15 protein-coding genes are annotated in these 18122 nt (G+C 58.0%); 8 read left to right on the forward strand and 7 right to left on the reverse strand.

The window, feature by feature from the left end; translation table 11 throughout:
- Positions 1-584: 584 nt before the first annotated feature.
- Positions 585-1121: a DUF3122 domain-containing protein gene (locus tag RRF56_RS14245; RefSeq protein ID WP_317038305.1), complete on the reverse strand. Its 537-nt coding sequence runs from the start codon at positions 1119-1121 to the stop codon at positions 585-587.
- A gap of 67 nt (positions 1122-1188) precedes the next feature.
- Positions 1189-2670: a tetratricopeptide repeat protein gene (locus tag RRF56_RS14250; RefSeq protein WP_317038306.1), complete on the reverse strand. Its 1482-nt coding sequence runs from the start codon at positions 2668-2670 to the stop codon at positions 1189-1191.
- Between the two features lie 261 nt (positions 2671-2931).
- On the opposite strand from RRF56_RS14250, the gene RRF56_RS14255 reads away from it, so the two are divergent.
- The 5 genes from RRF56_RS14255 to RRF56_RS14275 all read left to right on the forward strand — a co-directional run bounded on the left by RRF56_RS14255 (position 2932) and on the right by RRF56_RS14275 (position 9171).
- Positions 2932-4716 carry a sodium:solute symporter family protein gene (locus RRF56_RS14255; protein WP_317038307.1) on the forward strand — a complete coding sequence of 595 codons (1785 nt, stop codon included), beginning with the start codon at positions 2932-2934 and terminating at the stop codon, positions 4714-4716.
- Between the two features lie 101 nt (positions 4717-4817).
- Positions 4818-5048 carry a hypothetical protein gene (locus RRF56_RS14260; RefSeq protein ID WP_317038308.1) on the forward strand — a complete coding sequence of 77 codons (231 nt, stop codon included), beginning with the start codon at positions 4818-4820 and terminating at the stop codon, positions 5046-5048.
- A 749-nt stretch (positions 5049-5797) separates the two neighbouring features.
- On the forward strand, positions 5798-6385 hold the full coding sequence (gene leuD / locus RRF56_RS14265) for a 3-isopropylmalate dehydratase small subunit (protein ID WP_317038309.1): 588 nt from the start codon (positions 5798-5800) through the stop codon (positions 6383-6385).
- Between the two features lie 163 nt (positions 6386-6548).
- Complete coding sequence (locus RRF56_RS14270; RefSeq protein ID WP_317038310.1) at positions 6549-8189, forward strand: hypothetical protein; 1641 nt, start codon at positions 6549-6551, stop codon at positions 8187-8189.
- 289 nt (positions 8190-8478) lie between these two features.
- Positions 8479-9171 carry a GvpL/GvpF family gas vesicle protein gene (locus tag RRF56_RS14275; RefSeq protein ID WP_317038311.1) on the forward strand — a complete coding sequence of 231 codons (693 nt, stop codon included), beginning with the start codon at positions 8479-8481 and terminating at the stop codon, positions 9169-9171.
- Positions 9172-9204: 33 nt separating this feature from the next.
- On the opposite strand, the gene RRF56_RS14280 is transcribed toward RRF56_RS14275, so the two are convergent.
- Together RRF56_RS14280 and aspS are read right to left on the reverse strand one after the other, a co-directional pair.
- Complete coding sequence (locus RRF56_RS14280; RefSeq protein ID WP_317038312.1) at positions 9205-10656, reverse strand: ammonium transporter; 1452 nt, start codon at positions 10654-10656, stop codon at positions 9205-9207.
- 111 nt (positions 10657-10767) lie between these two features.
- Complete coding sequence (gene aspS / locus RRF56_RS14285) at positions 10768-12561, reverse strand: aspartate--tRNA ligase (protein WP_317038313.1); 1794 nt, start codon at positions 12559-12561, stop codon at positions 10768-10770.
- Positions 12562-12827: 266 nt separating this feature from the next.
- Between aspS and RRF56_RS14290 the strand changes: the two genes are divergently transcribed.
- Both RRF56_RS14290 and RRF56_RS14295 read left to right on the forward strand, forming a co-directional pair.
- Entirely contained in the window at positions 12828-13613 is a 786-nt protein-coding gene (locus RRF56_RS14290) for an HAD-IA family hydrolase (protein ID WP_317038314.1), read from the forward strand.
- A 25-nt stretch (positions 13614-13638) separates the two neighbouring features.
- The gene (locus tag RRF56_RS14295; protein ID WP_317038315.1) at positions 13639-14217 is read left to right on the forward strand and encodes a DUF1802 family protein; all 579 of its coding nucleotides are present in this window, start codon (positions 13639-13641) and stop codon (positions 14215-14217) included.
- Here RRF56_RS14295 and RRF56_RS14300 read toward each other — a convergent pair.
- Entirely contained in the window at positions 14171-15610 is a 1440-nt protein-coding gene (locus RRF56_RS14300) for a 1-acyl-sn-glycerol-3-phosphate acyltransferase (protein WP_317038316.1), read from the reverse strand. The two genes, RRF56_RS14295 and RRF56_RS14300, sit on opposite strands and share 47 nt — an antisense overlap.
- A gap of 444 nt (positions 15611-16054) precedes the next feature.
- Here RRF56_RS14300 and RRF56_RS14305 point away from each other — a divergent pair, with 444 nt between their 5' ends.
- Positions 16055-16618, forward strand: a complete 564-nt coding sequence (locus RRF56_RS14305) for an FHA domain-containing protein (protein WP_317038317.1) — start codon at positions 16055-16057, stop codon at positions 16616-16618.
- Here the strand turns inward: RRF56_RS14305 and dprA are convergent.
- Positions 16615-17751, reverse strand: coding sequence for a DNA-processing protein DprA (gene dprA / locus RRF56_RS14310; protein WP_317038318.1), 1137 nt, complete (start codon positions 17749-17751; stop codon positions 16615-16617). The genes RRF56_RS14305 and dprA overlap by 4 nt on opposite strands.
- A gap of 58 nt (positions 17752-17809) precedes the next feature.
- Positions 17810-18088, reverse strand: coding sequence for a hypothetical protein (locus RRF56_RS14315; protein ID WP_317038319.1), 279 nt, complete (start codon positions 18086-18088; stop codon positions 17810-17812).
- Positions 18089-18122 lie beyond the last annotated feature (34 nt).

An 18122-nucleotide genomic window follows, 5' to 3' on the forward strand; every position in this document is an offset into this window, starting at 1 on the left:
CTCTAGACATATAGCTGTAGCCAGTTTGGTTAAGACATTTCCCCTAAGCACGCTCGAACGTGCTTAGGTTTCTGGATGTGCTAACCCAGGTGACTCTGGCTATAGCACCTGAAAATCCGCAACGAAGTGACTCAGCCGTGCCGCGATGACTAGCATCCATGAGGGGTCAAGAGACCTAAGTGGGTAGAGTAAATACAATACTGGTGAAACCAGGCTTCAAACGAAGTCTCAAAGCCGACGAAACAAACGGAAAGAAAGTTCCCGAATGCGAATCAGATTCTAACAATTGATCGAGCGACGCCCAAAAAGAACGTCTTTTGCCTTAGTTTTCGACCAAAATGACCCAGTTTCCCCATCACCTGAACAAGGTCCTGAACTTTTCAGAACTTTCATGTATTGGCGTTTTCTGGCCTATGACCGATTATTTAGACATCCTGTAGACTCGCGTGTGCTCCAAAGCTAAGACCGGGTAGGGCCACAGGACATTGTGGAGGTTCGCTCCTCAGTGATAGCGCCTTACCTGGCTTTTTATTCTTTAAAACCACCAGCAAGCGGTTAGGCGACCTCACTTTACCAAAACAGACTTAGATGTCTCCTGGGCGCTGATGTTCGGCCATAGTATAAACCTGTAGCCATTCCTCGACCACGTAAGGGGCCGCCACTAGCCGAGCCGTGCTGCCGCCTTGTAGGGGAACCCGCAGCGTCAGCGGAATTGGCCCCCGAAGATCGGCTAACACAGAAGTGATGTTGTACTGAGCAACGTTGTCTGGCAGCGCTTGGGTTTGCTCATCTAGTTGGGGATGAACTTGCCACTGGGCCGTGGTACCGGTTGCGATCGCCAGATCGGCCTTAGGGTCGATGGTCGCCTGCCCCGGAAACCCCACCAACCGCAGATAGAGGCCCTGAAAACCGCCATCGGTGTAGCGCTTAAATACGGTAGCCTGCCAAGCCAAATCAGTCTGATCGCGCAGGCTCTGGCGAGAGCGATAGGTCGTTTGCCCTGGCCGTTCGTGATAGGTGTGTACAGACGCCAGGGCTGGCTGAGCCAAGGCCAACATCAACAGGCAGGCCAAAACGATCGCTAAAAGTAGAAGCCGAAGACCGCGCCAGAGGTGGTGCATGAAGGTGATGAAGACAAAACAATAGGGAGGTGGCGATCGCCACCTCCCCATTATCTCTCGCGACTTCTTAGAGCTGACTCATCTGATTCAGCGTCTGCCGATAGCCTGCCGCTTCGCCCTGCTGCAAATAAAGCTGAGCAGCTTGCTCAAAATCACGACGGGCACCAGCATCGTCGCCTAGGCGGGCACGCACAACGCCTCGATTGTAGAACAACTGAGGGTTACGGGTGTTAGGGGCACTTTGAATCGCCCGCGTCAGGTCTTGATAGGCATTTTGCGCCTGGTTAGCTTGCAGGTAAGCGGCCCCCCTGGCCGAGAAAGCTTCTAGGTAGCTCGGGCGTATGGTCAAAGCCTGGCTATAGTCATCGATCGCTCCAAAGATATCACCCATCGCCATCCGGGCATCGCCTCTTGCCTGGAAGGCTTCAGCGTAGTTAGGATCGATAAATACGGCTTCGCTGTAGTCATTGATAGCCGCTAGGGGGTCACCAGCTTGCAGTCGAGCATCGCCTTTGAGCTTATAAGCCACCGCCGAGTCAGGGTTAATCTGTAGCACTCGGGCAAAGTCTTGCTCGGCCCCGCGCAAATCACCCTGGTTGGCACGAATGGTGCCCCGACTCATGTACGCTTCAACCAGATTAGGGCTGAGTTCAATGGCGCGGGTAAGGTCTTGCAGCGCACGATTGGGTCTGCCCTGCCGAAAGTAAACGTGGCTACGATTGAGATAAGCTCTAGACAACGTAGGGTCACGGCGAACAGCCTCATTGAGGTCGCTGAGGGCAGCATCAAACAGACCCAGGTGATAGTAAGCCACGCCTCTGCCCATATAGGCCCTGGGCAGATCGCCATTTAGCTCAATGGCACGGCTAAAGTCAGCGATGGCATCGCTGTAGTTATTCACCCGCTCCAGGGAGAAACCACGCAGCACATAGGCCGAAGGGTTGTTGGGGTTCAGCTCAATAGCCGTCGAAAAGTCTTCGATCGCAAGCTCATGGCGACCCTGCTGGGTGTCGATTAACCCACGATAGAGATAGGCCCCAACCGAGTCAGGGTTGACCTCTAACGCCGCATTGAAATCTGCTTGGGCTTGCTCTGTATCGCCCTGGCGATAGTAGACACTGCCTCGGGCAAACAGGGCGTTGGCGCTACTGGGGTCAAGGCTAATGGCTCGATTTAGATCGGCTAAGGCCCGGCTGTAGTCGGCCTGGTCGGCGTAGATTAAACCTCGATAGAGATAGGCATTGGCAAAGCCGGGGTCTGCTTCGATCGCCAAGTCAAAGGCTTCAAGGGCGGCGGTGTAATTACCACTGTTGTAGCGCTCTACGCCCAGATTGTAGGCCGCAGTGGGCGACAGACCCGGTGTAGCCGCTTCACTAGCGGGAACTTCGGGGTCAGCCACAGCATCGGGCAGCTCGATGATCTCAGACTCAATGCCTTCAGTCTCTAAGACAGCGGGCTCAACTGGAGATGTTTGAGCATAAACCCTCATAGGGACCGTACCGATCACCAGCCCTAGCCCCAATAGCAGACTTACATAGCGCAATTTCATAGCTTCCCCTCCACCGACAGTGTTTGCAGATTGAGCAGATTGGTGCTGTTTCGCTCCCTAGTTCTGACAGCATACCCAACTGCGCCCTTGGGGCTAATGATAGGTCAGCTTTTGTGGGTTGCAAATGACGATCTCTAAAGTGGGTATCTATGGGTTCAGCACATCTCCGAAGACGAAGGATTCGATTCTGTGAGATAGCTGGTCTGTGGGATAGCTGGAGTGATTGTGGCAAGATAGCATCGATGTCTGACGGTACCCTCTGTGATTTGGATTGACTGGGCCATTGTGGCGGTCTACCTGGTCTTTACCCTGGCCCTGGGCCTCTATCTATCGCGCCGGGCCTCGGGCGGGCTGGTAGAGTTTTTTGTGTCGGGGCGATCGCTGCCCTGGTGGTTAGCGGGCACCAGTATGGCCGCCACCACTTTTTCCATTGACACCCCGCTATACATTGCTGGGGTAGTGGGCACCCGAGGCATTGCTGGCAACTGGGAATGGTGGAGCTTTGGCATTGCCCACGTGGTGATGATCTATGTATTTGCTCGGCTGTGGCGGCGATCGGAAATTATTACCGATGCTGAGCTGACCGAACTCCGCTACGGCGGGGCCACTGCCGCCTGGCTACGGGGCATCAAAGCCTTTCTATTTGCGGTGCCGATCAACTGCATTGGCATTGGCTACGCCATGCTGGCCATGGTGAAGGTGATCGATGCCCTGGGGCTGTGGCAATCGTTTGGCATTGAACCTGGGGAAAGCCTAAAGTTGCTCAGCGTGATTGGGGTCAGCGGGCTAGTGCTGCTCTACGCGGGTTTTTCGGGCCTGTGGGGGGTGGTAGCCACCGATTTCTTTCAGTTCTTTTTAGCGCTGCTGGGGGCGATCATCGTCGCGGCGGCGGCGGTAATCAACCTGGGCGGCATGGGCAGCTTAGTCGAGCAGGTCAAGGCCACGGGCGGCACCGATTTGCTGGCCTTTGTGCCCCTGGAGCGATCGCCGGGCGGCTGGTACCAGTGGAGTGAGACCGCAGGCATTACCGTCAGCACCTTTTTGGCCTATGTGACCTTACAGTGGTGGGCCTTTCGGCGCAGCGACGGCGGCGGCGAGTTTATTCAGCGGCTGGCGGCCTCTAAAGACGAGGCTGAGGCCGAGAAAGCGGCCTGGTTTTTCAATATCTTGCACTACGTGATTCGCACCTGGCCCTGGGTTGTGGTGGCCCTAGCCGCAGTCGTCATCTATCCCAACTTAGACGATCGAGAGCTGGGCTACCCCATGCTCATGCTCGACTTTTTGCCACCAGTGCTGCTAGGGCTGGTGGTCGCGTCGCTGATTGCTGCCTTTATGAGCACAGTGTCAACCCTGATCAACTGGGGGGCATCGTACCTGACGAATGACCTATACGCTCGCTTTATGCGGCCCGGTGCTACCGAGGCCGAGCTAGTACTGGCGGGGCGACTGGCCTCGGTGGTAGTGACGGGGTTAGGGGCGATCGCGGCCTTCTACTCCCAGGATGTAACGACGGTCTTTCGCCTGGTGATTGCGATCGGCACCGGGCCGGGGCTGGTGCTGATCCTGCGCTGGTTCTGGTGGCGCATCAACGCCGCTGCCGAGCTGGCCTCAATGCTAGCCGGGTTCGTGGTGGGGCTAGTTACCAGTGTCGTGCCGATTCTGACGATCGCTGACTTTGGTCTGCGACTGCTGGTCACCACCGCGATTACTACCGTGATCTGGGTACTGGCGATGCTGCTCACGCCTCCCGAGAGCGATGACACTCTCGACATCTTCTACCGCAAGGTGCGCCCCGGTGGCCCCGGGTGGGTTCGCCAGCGCCAGCGTACTGGTCTGGGGCCTGTGCAAGACCTGGGCCATGATTTGCTCAGAGCCGGATCGGCTCTGCTGCTCTTGCTCGGGGCCATGCTCGGCGTCGGCGGTTTTTTGCTTTATCAACCCCTCACCGGGTGGTTTTGGCTGGTGGTAGCCGTGGTGGGCTGGGTCTGTCTACGACGCCTGGGTAAGACCGGGTTACCACTGTCGAGACCCGAGTTAGATGATTGAGGCGCATCAGGGGCAAGACTGCCTCAAGGCCTAACCCCTGGCACCCTCGCTTCCATGTAAGATGAGAGTATCGGTTACATCCCTTCACACGCCTTGGCCCTATGTCCTTCTTTCGGTCTTACATCGCGCCCCTGATCATCGTGCTCATCTTTGCGGTGGCAATGCTAGCGGTAAGTGCCCGCATCTTTTTACCCGACGACATGATGGCTCCGGCCCCCATCGAAGAACCGGTTTCAGCGCTCGGGCAAAACCCCACGGCCAGTGCAGAGACAGTCATGCCCGAGCTTTCAGAACTCATCCATGGCCCAGGGAGCGATCGCGTCGAGGGATAAGGCCGGAGGAAAGATAGACTCGCTCAAGAACTCAGGCCCAAACGGCCTAATGGGAAACCCCCGGCAGTCCATCTGTCGGGGGTTTCTAAACTTAACTTTTTTGCCTGTAAGAGACAGATTGCCTTAGAGCGAGTCTTGCTAGACAATATGCCGTGAAAACGATGCGGAGACAGCAGCACTTTGACTGATTAACTTGAGAGTTTTCCTCAAGCAAGTTCCGATTAAATAGAGATGTTTAAATGCCGTCGTAAAGAAACCATCGCATGGGGTTTATAGCGTCTCTGGGCATTTCTCACAGAGCTCTCTACCAGTTACAGAGAGGAAATATCAACAACCGAGTAAAGTGCTGCTGGTATTTGACGAGATAGATTCAGACGTTAAATCGATAACGTACCTCCTATTTAACAGGACTGAACTATTCGATCTGCTGGGGAAGAAATCGTTTTTTGTGTTAGGTGATTCACTTCCTTATCTATTAAGATACTCCCCTCGTTTGCCATTGGCTAGGGATGATACCAAAGTTTATGATTAGGTTAACAACCACTCTCACGGCGGTGGAAAAAGGGGATTTGGGTAAGCCGTGCTGCGGCTGACGGCCGGGCAGGATTTACCGCTGAAGCGTACTTTGAGCAGGAGCTAGGGACGTTAGGTGAGGAGCCGGTCAAGCGGTACTATAAATGAGCACAAGTAATCAGCATCAGCGGCTTCCCCAGGGATAGCCTACTCGTCAAGGATAAGGAGCGATCGCAGTGACGCAGATAGAACAGATTACCGGTACCGGCATTCCGATCGTTGGAAACGACATTGATACCGATCGCATCATTCCGGCGCGGTTTCTGAAGTGCGTCACCTTCGACGGCCTAGGCGAACAGGTATTTGCCGACGACCGGGCTGCCCTAGAAGGAGCCCACCCCTTTGATCAACCCCAATACCAAGGGGCGACGATTTTAGTCGTCAACCGCAACTTTGGCTGTGGATCATCGCGCGAGCACGCCCCCCAGGCGATCGGTCGTTGGGGGGTTCGAGCGGTGCTAGGGGAGAGCTTTGCAGAAATTTTCTTTGGCAATTGTGTCGCCATCGGCATCCCCTGTCTGACAGCGACTACTGAGGTGGTCAATCGTGCCCAAGCGGTGCTAGCGGCTAACCCCAAGGCTGAGATCACTCTCGATCTGACCGCTCAGCAGGTTACCGTTGACGGTGAATCGTTTGCGGTGACGATGCCCGAGGGCGTTCGTCAGGCTTTCCTAGCGGGCACCTGGGATGCCTGCGGTCAGCTGGTGGCCAATGCCGACGCCATTCGCGCGACAGCGGCGCAGTTGCCCTACATCACCTGGTAGACGCAACGCCAGCTTTGCGCCAGCTCAACCCAACTCAGCCCAACGCTGATTGATTGCCAAACATTAATCGCCACAGCTAGATCCCCACAAATTTGCAACGCCCTGTGGCTTTTGCCGCAAAAATAGGCATTCTCTAAGGAGGTTCCTTGCGCGGGCTTTTGCTATGGTTTCATCCGCTGTGCGTTCTCTCACCCCCTGGTTGCAACCAGGCTCCGCCGGGCTGCCGGGCGCAACGGCTTCAACCCTAGGCAGCACCCTGTGCCGCATGGCTCCTTTGGCCATTGAGCGTTCTGCCCTCGGGCAAGTGCCAGCCGTAGCCGCCGCCGTGAGGCAGTTGGTGGGGCAGAGTATGACCCTGCGATCGCCCACGGGTGGCTGGCCCGCCGACCTACTCCAAACTCCAGAGAACCTAGCGCCTTACCTCAGCGAAGAAACCTGGGATTTACTCAACGCCTTAGATACAGCCGCCGCCTCTGCCACTGCCACTGCCCCCTGCATTTTGGTGGCCATCCCCGACTTGGTGCCACACCTGCTGTGGATGTTGGCCAGCGGTGGCTACGAAATTATGCGGCTGATTGAAGGGGTACAGGCCCGCATCTACAGCCCCGAGGCAAAGGGATCAGTTCACATTGTGCGCCTCGTGCCGGTGCTCACCCTCACGGTGGAGGCAGCCAGCTATGCCCTCGACCTGGTCACACAAACCGACCCTGGGCCGCCTCTGTACCTGCCCCAGGCCACTGAAATTCGCCTGTTAGAGAATGATCTCGATAGCCAGCCGATGCTTTGTAGCGACCTGCTGGGGCAAGTGGCTGAACTGCTAACCTACACCCAGCCAGGCTTGGCCACTCTCTTGGAGGAAGGCTGTGCGATCGAAGCTCTGCGCCCATTTCAGCCCTGGCAGCGGGGCACATTGCGCCTGCACCTGCACCTGGCAGAAATGGAACCCCAGGGGCATCCCCAGCCCTACCACGACCCTGGTGACGCTATCCCCAATGCCTTGTACCTACCGCCCGGGGGGCAGCAGAGCGCGGGGGGCACCGCCACTGGGTTTACCCTGGATGACTTTGCCAGCACCCTCATCGAAGGCCCCGACGACGCCACCACTGGGGTTTTGGGCGACTGGCTCACCTTTACCGACGAGGCTTGGATTCAAACATTCCTCAGCACCTGTGCCCAGCAGGTGTTAACTCAGCACTTGGCCCAGCTACTGCCAACTCCAGATAAAGAAATCGAGCCCACCTCAGATCGCCTGCGCCTAGGCGAAGTGGCCTGCAATCGTATCACCTACGTCGCTACCGACCTAGTGCAGGGAAGCAACGGGCTATTCAAACATACGTTTGTGCACGAGCCAGTGCTAGTCGCCGACCTGTGGCCCCGACTGCGCTGGTACCTGGCCCAAAGTTCAGAACGGGTGATGCAGCTAATGGGCGGTGTGCCGGCCCAGGTCTTGCCCCCTGGCCTCAGTTGGCAACAGGGCAGCCTTTACCTGCGACCACTGATGCGGCTCTCCACCTCCCACCACAGCTGGCTAGTTGACCTTAGCCGGGGGCGTCTGCTGCCCACCAGCCCCCAGGCCCTATCCCCAGAAGCCGCCGTAGATATTGCTGATGCCCCTTGGGTTGCACCCCTCACCATAGCCGAGCTCACCACGCTCGTTGATCAAGCCTTAACCGCCTACACCCCAGCCCTAGCCGCCCTGCGCCAGGGCACCCCCATTCACCTACACCGGCTCGACGCCGAAGCAGGCTGCCAGCCAGGGCAGCTCACCCTAGACTGGTGTTTTACCCTACAAACCAACTTCTAAAGACTGACCCTCCGGCCTAGAGAATCCCCCTCTACCCTGGGAGCAATACTGTCCTGGGGCCAATACTGTCGGGCTAATACCAAATTCGACTTGGCTACCCCCGCAGCAGGGCGCATGCCATGGGCACTACAGTTTGGCCGTTTGGGAGTCGGGGTTATGTAATTTGGATTTGGTATAAGGTCTAAGTTTTATGGCGATCTGGGGCATTTATAACCCCTCACTTCGCAGCGGGGAGCAGATCGCCTAGAGTGAAATTGAACCTTGGCGCATCCAAAGGGCGTTTGATATTGTGTCTCCAGAGCTGACTTCAGGGCCGATTTACCTCTATAGCATTTGCCCCGAACCTTCCCAACCCCTCGCTCTCCCGTTGGGTTGGGCCGAGCCCACCCAACTGATTGCCGTTGACGGCGTGGCCGCCGTGGTCGAAACCGGAGTTGATCTAGCGGCCCTTCAAACCGATGAACCCCGACTACTCAACGCTGTTCTCAGCCACGATCGCGTCATCTGTGAGCTGTTTCAGCACACACCGCTGCTGCCGCTGCGGTTTGGCACCCAGGTTGCCTCCCTCGAACATCTCAAGGCACATTTGGTTAGCCAGGGAGCAGACTATAGAGCCAAGCTCAACATTTTGGCTCCCAAAGTCGAATATCAGATCAAGCTGATCGCCCAGGAGGTTGAGATGCCGCCTTTGACCGTCGGCCTTACCGGACGCGACTATTTTTTGGCTAAGAAACAGCGCATCGAAGACCAAGCCGCCGCCCAAGAGCAGCAGCAGACAGAACTCGCCCAGGTGCTTGACCACCTCTACAGCCTTTACCCAGACTACCTAGAGGCCGAAAGCCCAGCCGGAGAAGCCCGCCTATACCTGTTGGTCAATCGAGATGACCAGACCTTACCAGCCCAGGTTGAAACGCTGCGATCGCAGACTGTCCACTGGAGCATCATGCTCAGCGAACCCCTGCCCCCCTACCACTTTGTCTAGACTATTTCCCTACTCCCCACGCCCTAACTTCTTTTACGGCCCCACCTGAAATTCGGGGTAGGCCTCCATGGCATGTTCTCCCAGGTCAAGCCCTTGAAGCTCTTCCGCTTCGGCCACGCGAATACCCACTGTAGCCCGTAGCACCAGCCAACACACCAGGCTAAAGGTGACCGTAAACGTCCCCACGGCCAAAATTCCTACCAGCTGCACCAGCAGCTGCTGAATACCGCCCCCCATCAACAATCCCGCCAAGGGGCCAGAGGTTTCGTCATACCAGGGGTAGCTGCCGGGGACAACACTAAACAGCCCCAGGGCCAGGGTGCCCCATAGACCACACACCAGGTGTACCGAGATCGCCCCCACCGGATCATCAATTTTGAGAGCGTCGAGCAGAGTGACCGAAAAGACCACAATTACCCCAGCTACCACGCCGATCAGTGCAGCGCTGCCCAGGGTGATGTAGGCACAGGAAGCGGTCACCGACACTAGCCCCGCCAGCACACCGTTGATAATCATTGATAGGTCAGGCTTACTGAGGTAAATCCAAGACGTGACCGTAGCAGCCAGACCGCCTAAGGCGGCCGCAATGTTGGTGGTCACGACAATGTGACTAATGGCAAAGGGGTCGGCAGCCATAGTCGAGCCAGGGTTAAAGCCAAACCAGCCCAGCCACAAAATCAAGCAGCCCAGGGCCGAAATACTCAGGTTGTGCCCCGGCATTGCCACCGGACGGGCCTGAAATCGCCCCCGGCGTGGCCCTAGCAAAATTGCGCCAATCAGCGCCGCCCAACCACCGACCGAATGCACCACCGTAGACCCGGCAAAGTCATAGAAACCCAACCCAGCCAGCATGCCACCACCCCAGATCCAGTGGCCAGTGATCGGGTATGACAGCCCTACCAACAGCAGGCTAAAGATGAAAAAGGCCAAGAACTTAATGCGCTCAGCGACGGCCCCCGACACGATGGTGGCAGCAGTACCCGCAAAGGCTAGCTGAAAGAAAAATTTGGCGTTTAGAGGCACCCCGGCCCAACTCAGGGCACTGAAGGTGCCTCGATAGTTTTCATTGGTGGCAGGGCTGTTGTCGGCCCCTTGCAGCAAAAACCCAGAGAAGCCAAACAGAGGGTTGCCATCGCCAAACATGAGGCCAAAGCCCACCACCCAAAAGGCCAACGTCGAGAGGCCAAAGACAATCAGATTTTTGGCCAGTAGGTTGACAGCGTTTTTGCTGCGGCAAAACCCAGTTTCGAGCATGCAGAACCCGGCATTCATAAAGAACACCAAGAACCCGGCCACCAGCACCCATAGCGTATCGAGGGCCACTTGTAGATCGGCCCCATTGGCACTCTGGGCTAGGGCAGCGGGGCAAAAGATCGCCAGACTACCTAGGCTGACCCAGGGCACGTAACGCCATCGACCGCCTGGTTTGCCCAAGGGGTGTAGCAGAGGGGAGAGGGACTTGCCCTCAGTTTGCAGTATGGTCACAGCGTGTCTCCCAAGCGGTTAGTCTATGTAACCCCATAGGTTGGCATGAATTATCACCAATGGTGCAAGTTTTCCTTCCCACAGAAGATGAAAATTGCTGCGTTACCGACTCTAGTCCTCATCCTCGGGTTCATAGGTTGAGGCCACATGCAGCTCGGTGAGCTGGGCTGGGTCAACCGAAGAGGGAGCCTGGGTGAGCAAACAGCGAGCCTGCTGGGTTTTGGGGAAGGCGATCGCATCTCGAATCGACTCTTCGCCCGCCATCAGCATCACAATGCGGTCGATGCCGTAGGCGATGCCGCCGTGGGGCGGGGTGCCGTACTCAAAGGCTTCGAGCAAGAAGCCAAACTTATCGCGGGCCTCTTGTTCAGACAGGCCGATGGTAGAAAACACCTGGCTCTGCACCTCGGGCTGATAGATGCGCAGGCTGCCGCCGCCAATTTCGTAGCCGTTGAGCACAATATCGTAGGCCACGGCGCGGGCGGTTTTGAGGTCGGCCACATCCTCGGGGTGGGGGGCGGTAAAGGGGTGGTGCAAGGCCTCAAGCCGCTGCTCGTCGGCGTTCCACTCAAACATGGGGAAGTCGGTCACCCACAGCAGATTTAGGCTGTCGGGGGGGATCAAATTCATTTCGCGGGCGATCGCCTGGCGCACCCGATCCAGCGTGGCATTCACAATTGGGGTTGGCCCCGCCCCAAACAGCAGCAGGGTGCCCTCGGTGGCGTTGGTACGGCGCAGCAGTTCCGCCATTTGCTCGGGGCCGAGGTTATCTTTAATCGCCCCGATGGTGTCTACCGCGCCGTCGGCCCGCACCCGCACGTAGGCCAGGCCCTTGGCTCCGGCTTCGGCAGCAATCTTAAACACATCGCCGCCGGGCTTGATCCGCACATTGGAGATCTGGTCGTTGCCGTTGGGGATGGGCAGCACCTTGACGATGCCGCCGTCGGCCACCGCGCCCGAGAATACTTTGAAGCCGCAGTCTTTTACTAAGTCAGACACATCCACCAGCTCTAGGCCGTAGCGGGTGTCAGGCTTATCGCAGCCATAGCGATCCATCGCCTCGGCGTAGGTCAGCCGGGGGAAGGGGCGGGGAATGTCAATGCCCTTGACCGCTTTAAAGATATGGGCCACTAGAGCTTCGTTGAGCGCCAGAATCTCGTCCTGGGTCATGAAACTCATTTCCATGTCTAGCTGGGTAAATTCTGGCTGGCGATCGGCCCGCAGGTCTTCGTCGCGAAAGCAGCGGGCGATCTGGTAGTAGCGGTCTAGCCCTGACACCATCAGCAGTTGCTTGAAGAGCTGGGGCGACTGGGGCAGGGCATAAAACTCACCGGGGTTGACCCGCGACGGCACCAGGTAATCACGTGCGCCCTCGGGGGTAGAGCGGGTGAGAATGGGGGTTTCGACCTCGTAGAACCCCTCTTGATCTTCCAGGAATCGGCGGATTGCTTTAATCACCTCATGGCGAATACGCATGTTGTTGGCCATCCGCTCTCGCCGCAGATCTAAATACCGATAGCGCAGGCGCAGATCTTCGCGCACGGTTTCTGAGTCGGCGGTAGAGACCTGAAAGGGCAGGGGCTTACGTACCGCGTTTAGCAGCTCAATGGTGTCGGCGTAGATCTCGATCTCGCCCGTCGGCAGCTTGGGGTTGAGGGAACCCTCCAGGCGCTGGCTCACCCGGCCCTCGATTTTGACGACGTACTCGTTGCGCAGCGGGTCGGCCTGGGGATAGGATGCCGGGGTGCGCTCGGGGTCGCTGACGATTTGCACCACGCCGGTGCGATCGCGCAGGTCAATAAAAATCACGCCCCCATGGTCGCGGCGGCGATCGACCCAGCCGAACAGGGTAACGGTGCTGCCAATGTCGCTGGCCCGCAGGGTGCCGCAGTAGTGGGTGCGCATAGTGAACTTAGCTTATTTTTCAAAACCTTCCCATTATCTAGGATAGTGGCTGAGCTTGAAACGAAAATTTTGAGAGCCGCGATCCCGATGCCGTTTGTCAGGGAATAGTGCCCTGCGAGTAGTAGTGTGGTGTGTGTCGACAGGCGAGGGATCCCCCCTGCCCCCACCTGCAAAGGGGGGTACCTGATGAGTCTGAGACAGCATGAGCCTGGGGAAATCGAAGTTGGTACGGCAGAATTCCTATCGTTGTTGAGTATTTATTTTTTATGGTGCAGATCCGCTGCGGGCAGCATCTCGTTGCCGATGTAGAGGCGATCGTCTTTGACAAAGACGGCACCCTGGCCGACTCTCGGGGGCTGTTGCAGCGCACAGCCCTGGCGCGGGCAGAGGCCTGTGCTGCCGCCGTAGGGGCAGGCGACGGGCTCATTCAAGCCCTGCTAGATTGCTTTGGGGTGTCTGCCCAAGGCATTGACCCCGATGGCCTGATGGCTGCGGGCACCCGCGAGGCCAATAGACAGGGCGCGGTAGCGGTGTTAACCCAGGCGGGGTATCCGGCTGATCGGGCTAAGCCGCTAGTGGCCGAGTGTTTTGCGGCAGTGAATGCCCAGCGCAACAGCAAGGCTGCCGACACGCCCCCCTTTGCGGGCACAGTGGCCATGCTGGAGCGGCTCTATAACAGCCCCGTCAAAATTGGGGTGCTATCGTCAGACAGCCCCGCCTACGTCAAAGAATTTCTCAGCTACTACGACCTGATGCCCTGGGTACACGAGTGGCGGGGTACGGGGCCAGGGGAGCCGCCTAAGCCAGATCCAACGTTGTTGGTTGAGGTCTGCGATCGCCTCCAGGTTGCCGTGCGCCACACCCTGGTCGTGGGCGACAGTTGGGCCGACTGTGCCCTGGCAGAACAGGCCGGGGCAGCAGGGTTTGTGTCAGTCTCAGAACCCTGGGGGCGATCGCCGGTGCCGGGGGCCAGCCTGATACTGGGCAGTTGGGATGATTTAGTAGTAGTGAGGTCAAGTTCTCCAGAGTTTAAACCGCTTACAATGCCTTGACATAGCGCAACGGAGGGCAAGAGCTATGGTGGCTTGGGCTTTAAAAGAATGGCAGGCGGCGATCGCGGCTTTGCTGCAAGGGGAAACTATCTTGCTGCTGCGCAAGGGCGGCATTCGCGAAGCTAAGGGCCAGTTTTCGCTGGCGGCGCGCGAGGTGCTGTTGCTACCCACTCAAGAGCATCAAAAACTCACCCTGCTAAAGGATGAGTTTCAGTCATTGGCGGCGGCGGAAACAGCTCCTGACCCTGACCAGGTGCGCGTTGAGGGCTGGGCCACCATTACCCACGCCCTGCCCCTCAACGCCCAGACCGAAGTAGAGCCCCTGCGGCCTTACCTGGTGTGGAACGATCAATTTGTGGCCGAACGGCTGAACTGGCAACCCGATCGCCCCCTCTACGGTCTGCTGCTGCGGGCCTATCGCTTGCAGCCGCCACTGCTACTGCCGCGCCACAAGGGCTACAGTGGCTGCCGCTCTTGGGTTGAGGTTGGCCAGGAGGTAGGAGTAGAAAACAGTACCCCCGCGCTAACAGAGGCAGAGTACCAGCAGCAAGTCGAGGCTATTTTGGCGCATCTGCCTGGGGTGACTCCGGTAATGGTGGCGTAGGGATAATCATCGCTTCGAGGGCCGTTTGCAGATCGGCGGTCAGCTGGGCCACGGCCTGCTTGCGGTTGGCTTTGTAGTCAGGCCAGCGATCGCTCACCCAGATCGGCTCTCCTACGGTGACCTGTGCCTGCTGTCGCCCGAGCTTAGGTCGCGGAAACGGGTTCTGCCCCTGAATCAAACACACCGTATCGCGCAAAATCATTACCGTTTCGGCAAAGCGTTCGGCAGAGGGGCGCTGGCGCACGTACTGCCCGGTAACAGCGACAAAACTCTCCACTAGGCGCATGTGCCACATCCGCAGGGAGGCTTCTTCGGCCTCGCGGTCGGCTAGGCCCCGCCCGACGGCAGAGAGGGGTTGAGCGGCGGCCAGGTCTTGGCGAAAGATGCGCTCCCACCCCGCCTGCTCAATGCGGCGGCAGCGGTCAATAGTGCTGCCCTTGGGCGGCAGCTTAAAGTAGGTTTCGGCCACCTGAAGCGCAGCATCCATCAAGGCGGCCAGGCGATCGCCTAGGGCATTGGTCGAAAGCCCCCGATCATCGCTCAGGGTAGACTCAGCCAGCGCCGCTCCGTAGACCCGGTTGTAGTAGCCCTCCATCAGGGTCAACAGGTGCTCACCCAGGCTGTAGAGTCGGCGATAGCGTTGCTCCATCGTCACCTCCGAGGTATCGCCGGGGGCGTAACCAGGGGCGGGGGCCGCCAGATTGTGATCGGCTTCTAGGCGATCTAGCCAGCGATCGAGGGCTTTCCAGGGCGGCGTGATATAGCGGTAGGTAATGCCCAAGGGCGCGATCGCCATTCGCTCCTGACGCCCTTGGTTGAGTATGTCTTCCACGCACCAAAACCCCATCTGGGCCACCCCTGGCTCTAGGGGGCTAACAATCTCGGTGTGGCCGTTATTCCCCCCCTCGGGGGCCGCGGCCAAGGGCAAAGCAGCATTGGCCAATAGGTTACGAGCCGATCGCAACCCCTGGCGATCGACTTTACCCCGCTGAATTGGAGTGCCCCCTAGGCGACTGTAGATCCACCCGACCCAGTCGCCCGCCCAGAGCGGAATACCGCGATCGTAGATAAAGTGAGCATGCACCGGGCGGTTGAGATAAATCCCCAGTTCCCTCGCTCGTTGGGGCACCGCGTACCACATCAAATGGGCCAAACAGTAAGAATCGAGCGGGCTGGGATGGCGAAAGGCCAGTAACAGCCGCGTTTCCTTCGCGCCAAAGGCTCGGAGTAAATGCACTAGCCCCTCGGCATTGACCACATCCACCCGTTGAATCTGCTCACGCCAGCGCATCCAGTAGGGTAGGCCTAGCCGCGTCAGGGCCAATACCCAAGGATTTAACCCTGGGGGAATAAAGCTCAAGGGCGGCTGAGCGCGGGTTAATGGGTTGACCACAGGTTCACCCCAGAGACAAAAGCATGGACACCATCCCGATGATATAGCAGTTATCCAGGCTGACCATCGCTTGGCACACCGTAGATTTGGGGACGGTTTTTAAGTAAACAGCAGCTCCTTGAAGCTCATCCGTAAATCTGCGGAGGAATCATAAAGCTTTTATAAGTACCCCCAGCCCCGGCATTGTGTAACCCACAGAAACCCAGTTTAATGGCAAGGAGTTTAACCCAGCCGGGTTAAATGCTTGAGGAAAATCGTCACGTGTGATTTGCCCATTCTCTGAGGAGTTTCTCCAACGCCCAGGTAACTAAGCCTTTGGTGCGGGTGCATTAACCAGGTACACCACAATCTCAACCACACCACAGACGGGCTATGGCCTAGGCTGCTGCGGTTTGCGGGTGACCTGCTCTAGAGATGTAGTTAGCGGTAATTTGACGGTTCGTTATGATTTCCTCACGATCTTCTTCTGCCAATGCGGATCAGTGGCCCTTGGGCACTGTACCCCCGAGCCCCAGTGACAGCAGTCAGGCGGCTTCTCCCCCCTGGATTTTAGACACCCTCTTTCGTAACCTAAGCTATGACCTAGAGCAGGTCGCCGACATTATTGACCCAATTTTGACCGCCCAAAACCACTGCTACCGCACCGATGCCTATGTGCAGGGTATTGTGGCCGACGAGCGGGCTTTTCTGAGCACTAATATCAGCCCCGATCGCGCCATTCAAGTCACCCTCTGTAGCACCCGTTGGCTACTCGGCCAAAGCCGCAGCTGCACCCTCACCATGCCCCAAGCCGGCATTGCCGACTGCCATGCGGCCCTCAACTTTGATCCATTGCGGGGTTTTTTTATCATTGACTTAGGCAGTGTTGGTGGCACCTGGGTGAATGGTCGTCGCTTAGCCCCTGCCCAGCGCCATGATCTTCAGGATGGCGATTTGATTAAGCTGGGCAGCTTGCGGTTTGAGTTTTTGCAGCAGCACTGCGTCCAGTCCGCCTGGGACGACGACTAGCAACGCTGATAGCGCATGCCCGGCAACTGGTTGACCAGCCCCAGCAGTTCTAGCTGCACCAGGGTCGCTAACAGGTCTCCGGTGGGCTGGGCCAGCTCTTGCACCAACCAATCGAGGCTAGCAGGTTCATCGGGAATGGCAGCCAACACCTGGGCCATGGCCGGAGGCAGGGGCGGGGGCGGGAGGTGGCTGGGGGGAGTGCGATCGGCCCTGGGTTCTGTCGCGATCGGTGGGGCTGCACTCAGCTGGGGGAGTTGCCCTAGAGCCGTCACCAAGGTCATATCATTCAACACCATCTGGGCACCCTGGTTAATTAACGCCAAGCAACCTGCACTGTTGGGGTTATCGAGAGAGCCCGGCACCGCAAACACATCGCGCCCATAGTCATTGGCCAAATGCGCCGTAATCAGCGCCCCCGATCGCGCCGGGGCCTCGGTCACGACCACCGCTCGGCTTAGCCCAGCAATGATGCGGTTACGACGCGGAAAATGGGCTCGATCGGGCGGGGTGCCGTTGGGATATTCGCTCAGCAACAACCCCTGGCGGGCAATATTGTCCTGTAAAGCTTGGTGCGCCTGGGGATAGGTCTGATCGACGCCGGTACCCAATACGGCGATCGTCAGCCCGCCACTGTCTAAGGTCTGCTGGTGGGCAAAGCGGTCAACCCCCTTGGCCAGACCAGAGACCACAATGATATTGTGGGCAGCTAACTGCTGGGCCAAACGCCGAGTCCAGCGCTGGCCATAGTCAGAGGGGCCACGGGTGCCCACCACCCCCACCGAAGGCATCATTTGCAGGGCACTAGTCAGCTCTGAATGCCCCCGATAGTAGAGCAGGGGCGGTGGGTCAGTAATTTCGTAGAGTAGGGCTGGGTATTCGGCGTCGGCGGGGGTCCAAAAGTTGGGGTGCTGCTGTTCGTAACGCGACAGCAAGTCTAACGGCGCAACGGTCTGTCGATACTCGATCAGGCTAGACCCTAGTCCTAGACCAATACCCTCCACATCTAGCAGGTCGGCCCCCTCGGCATGCCAAGCGGCGGCCAGGGTGCCAAAGTGACTATGCAAACGCTTGAGTAAAATCGGCCCGAGGCCCTTGGCCTGGGACCAGGCCAACCAGTATGCTCGTTCTGCCATGGCGGGCAAGGGGGGGTAAGTCTCCCGCTCAGTATGCCCGGCTGGGGCCGCTCATCTCCTATCGACGCGCCCTAGGCAAACGCTGGGTGCTCCTCCGACCGAGGAGATTTCCCAGGGGTAGCCGACGGGGATTGAGCTGCCGGAGAGAAGCAGGCAGTTCTAGGGTTGTGGTCGGTTCGCCGCCAGGGGTAGTCCACCAAGCGCGAATGGTGCCCCCAGCAAAACCAGCCAAGGCCCCCAGCAAAATGCTGGGCACGATGCCATAGTCAAGCAGCAAAAACAAAAACAGAAAGGCCAGCCAAATTTTGAGCGCTGGTGGAATAATCTTATCGGCCACCGGTACATCCTCTAGGGTGCGCTGTGGGCGAGGC

It is taken from the genome of Nodosilinea sp. E11, assembly GCF_032813545.1.
Taxonomy (GTDB): Bacteria; Cyanobacteriota; Cyanobacteriia; order Phormidesmidales; family Phormidesmidaceae; genus Nodosilinea.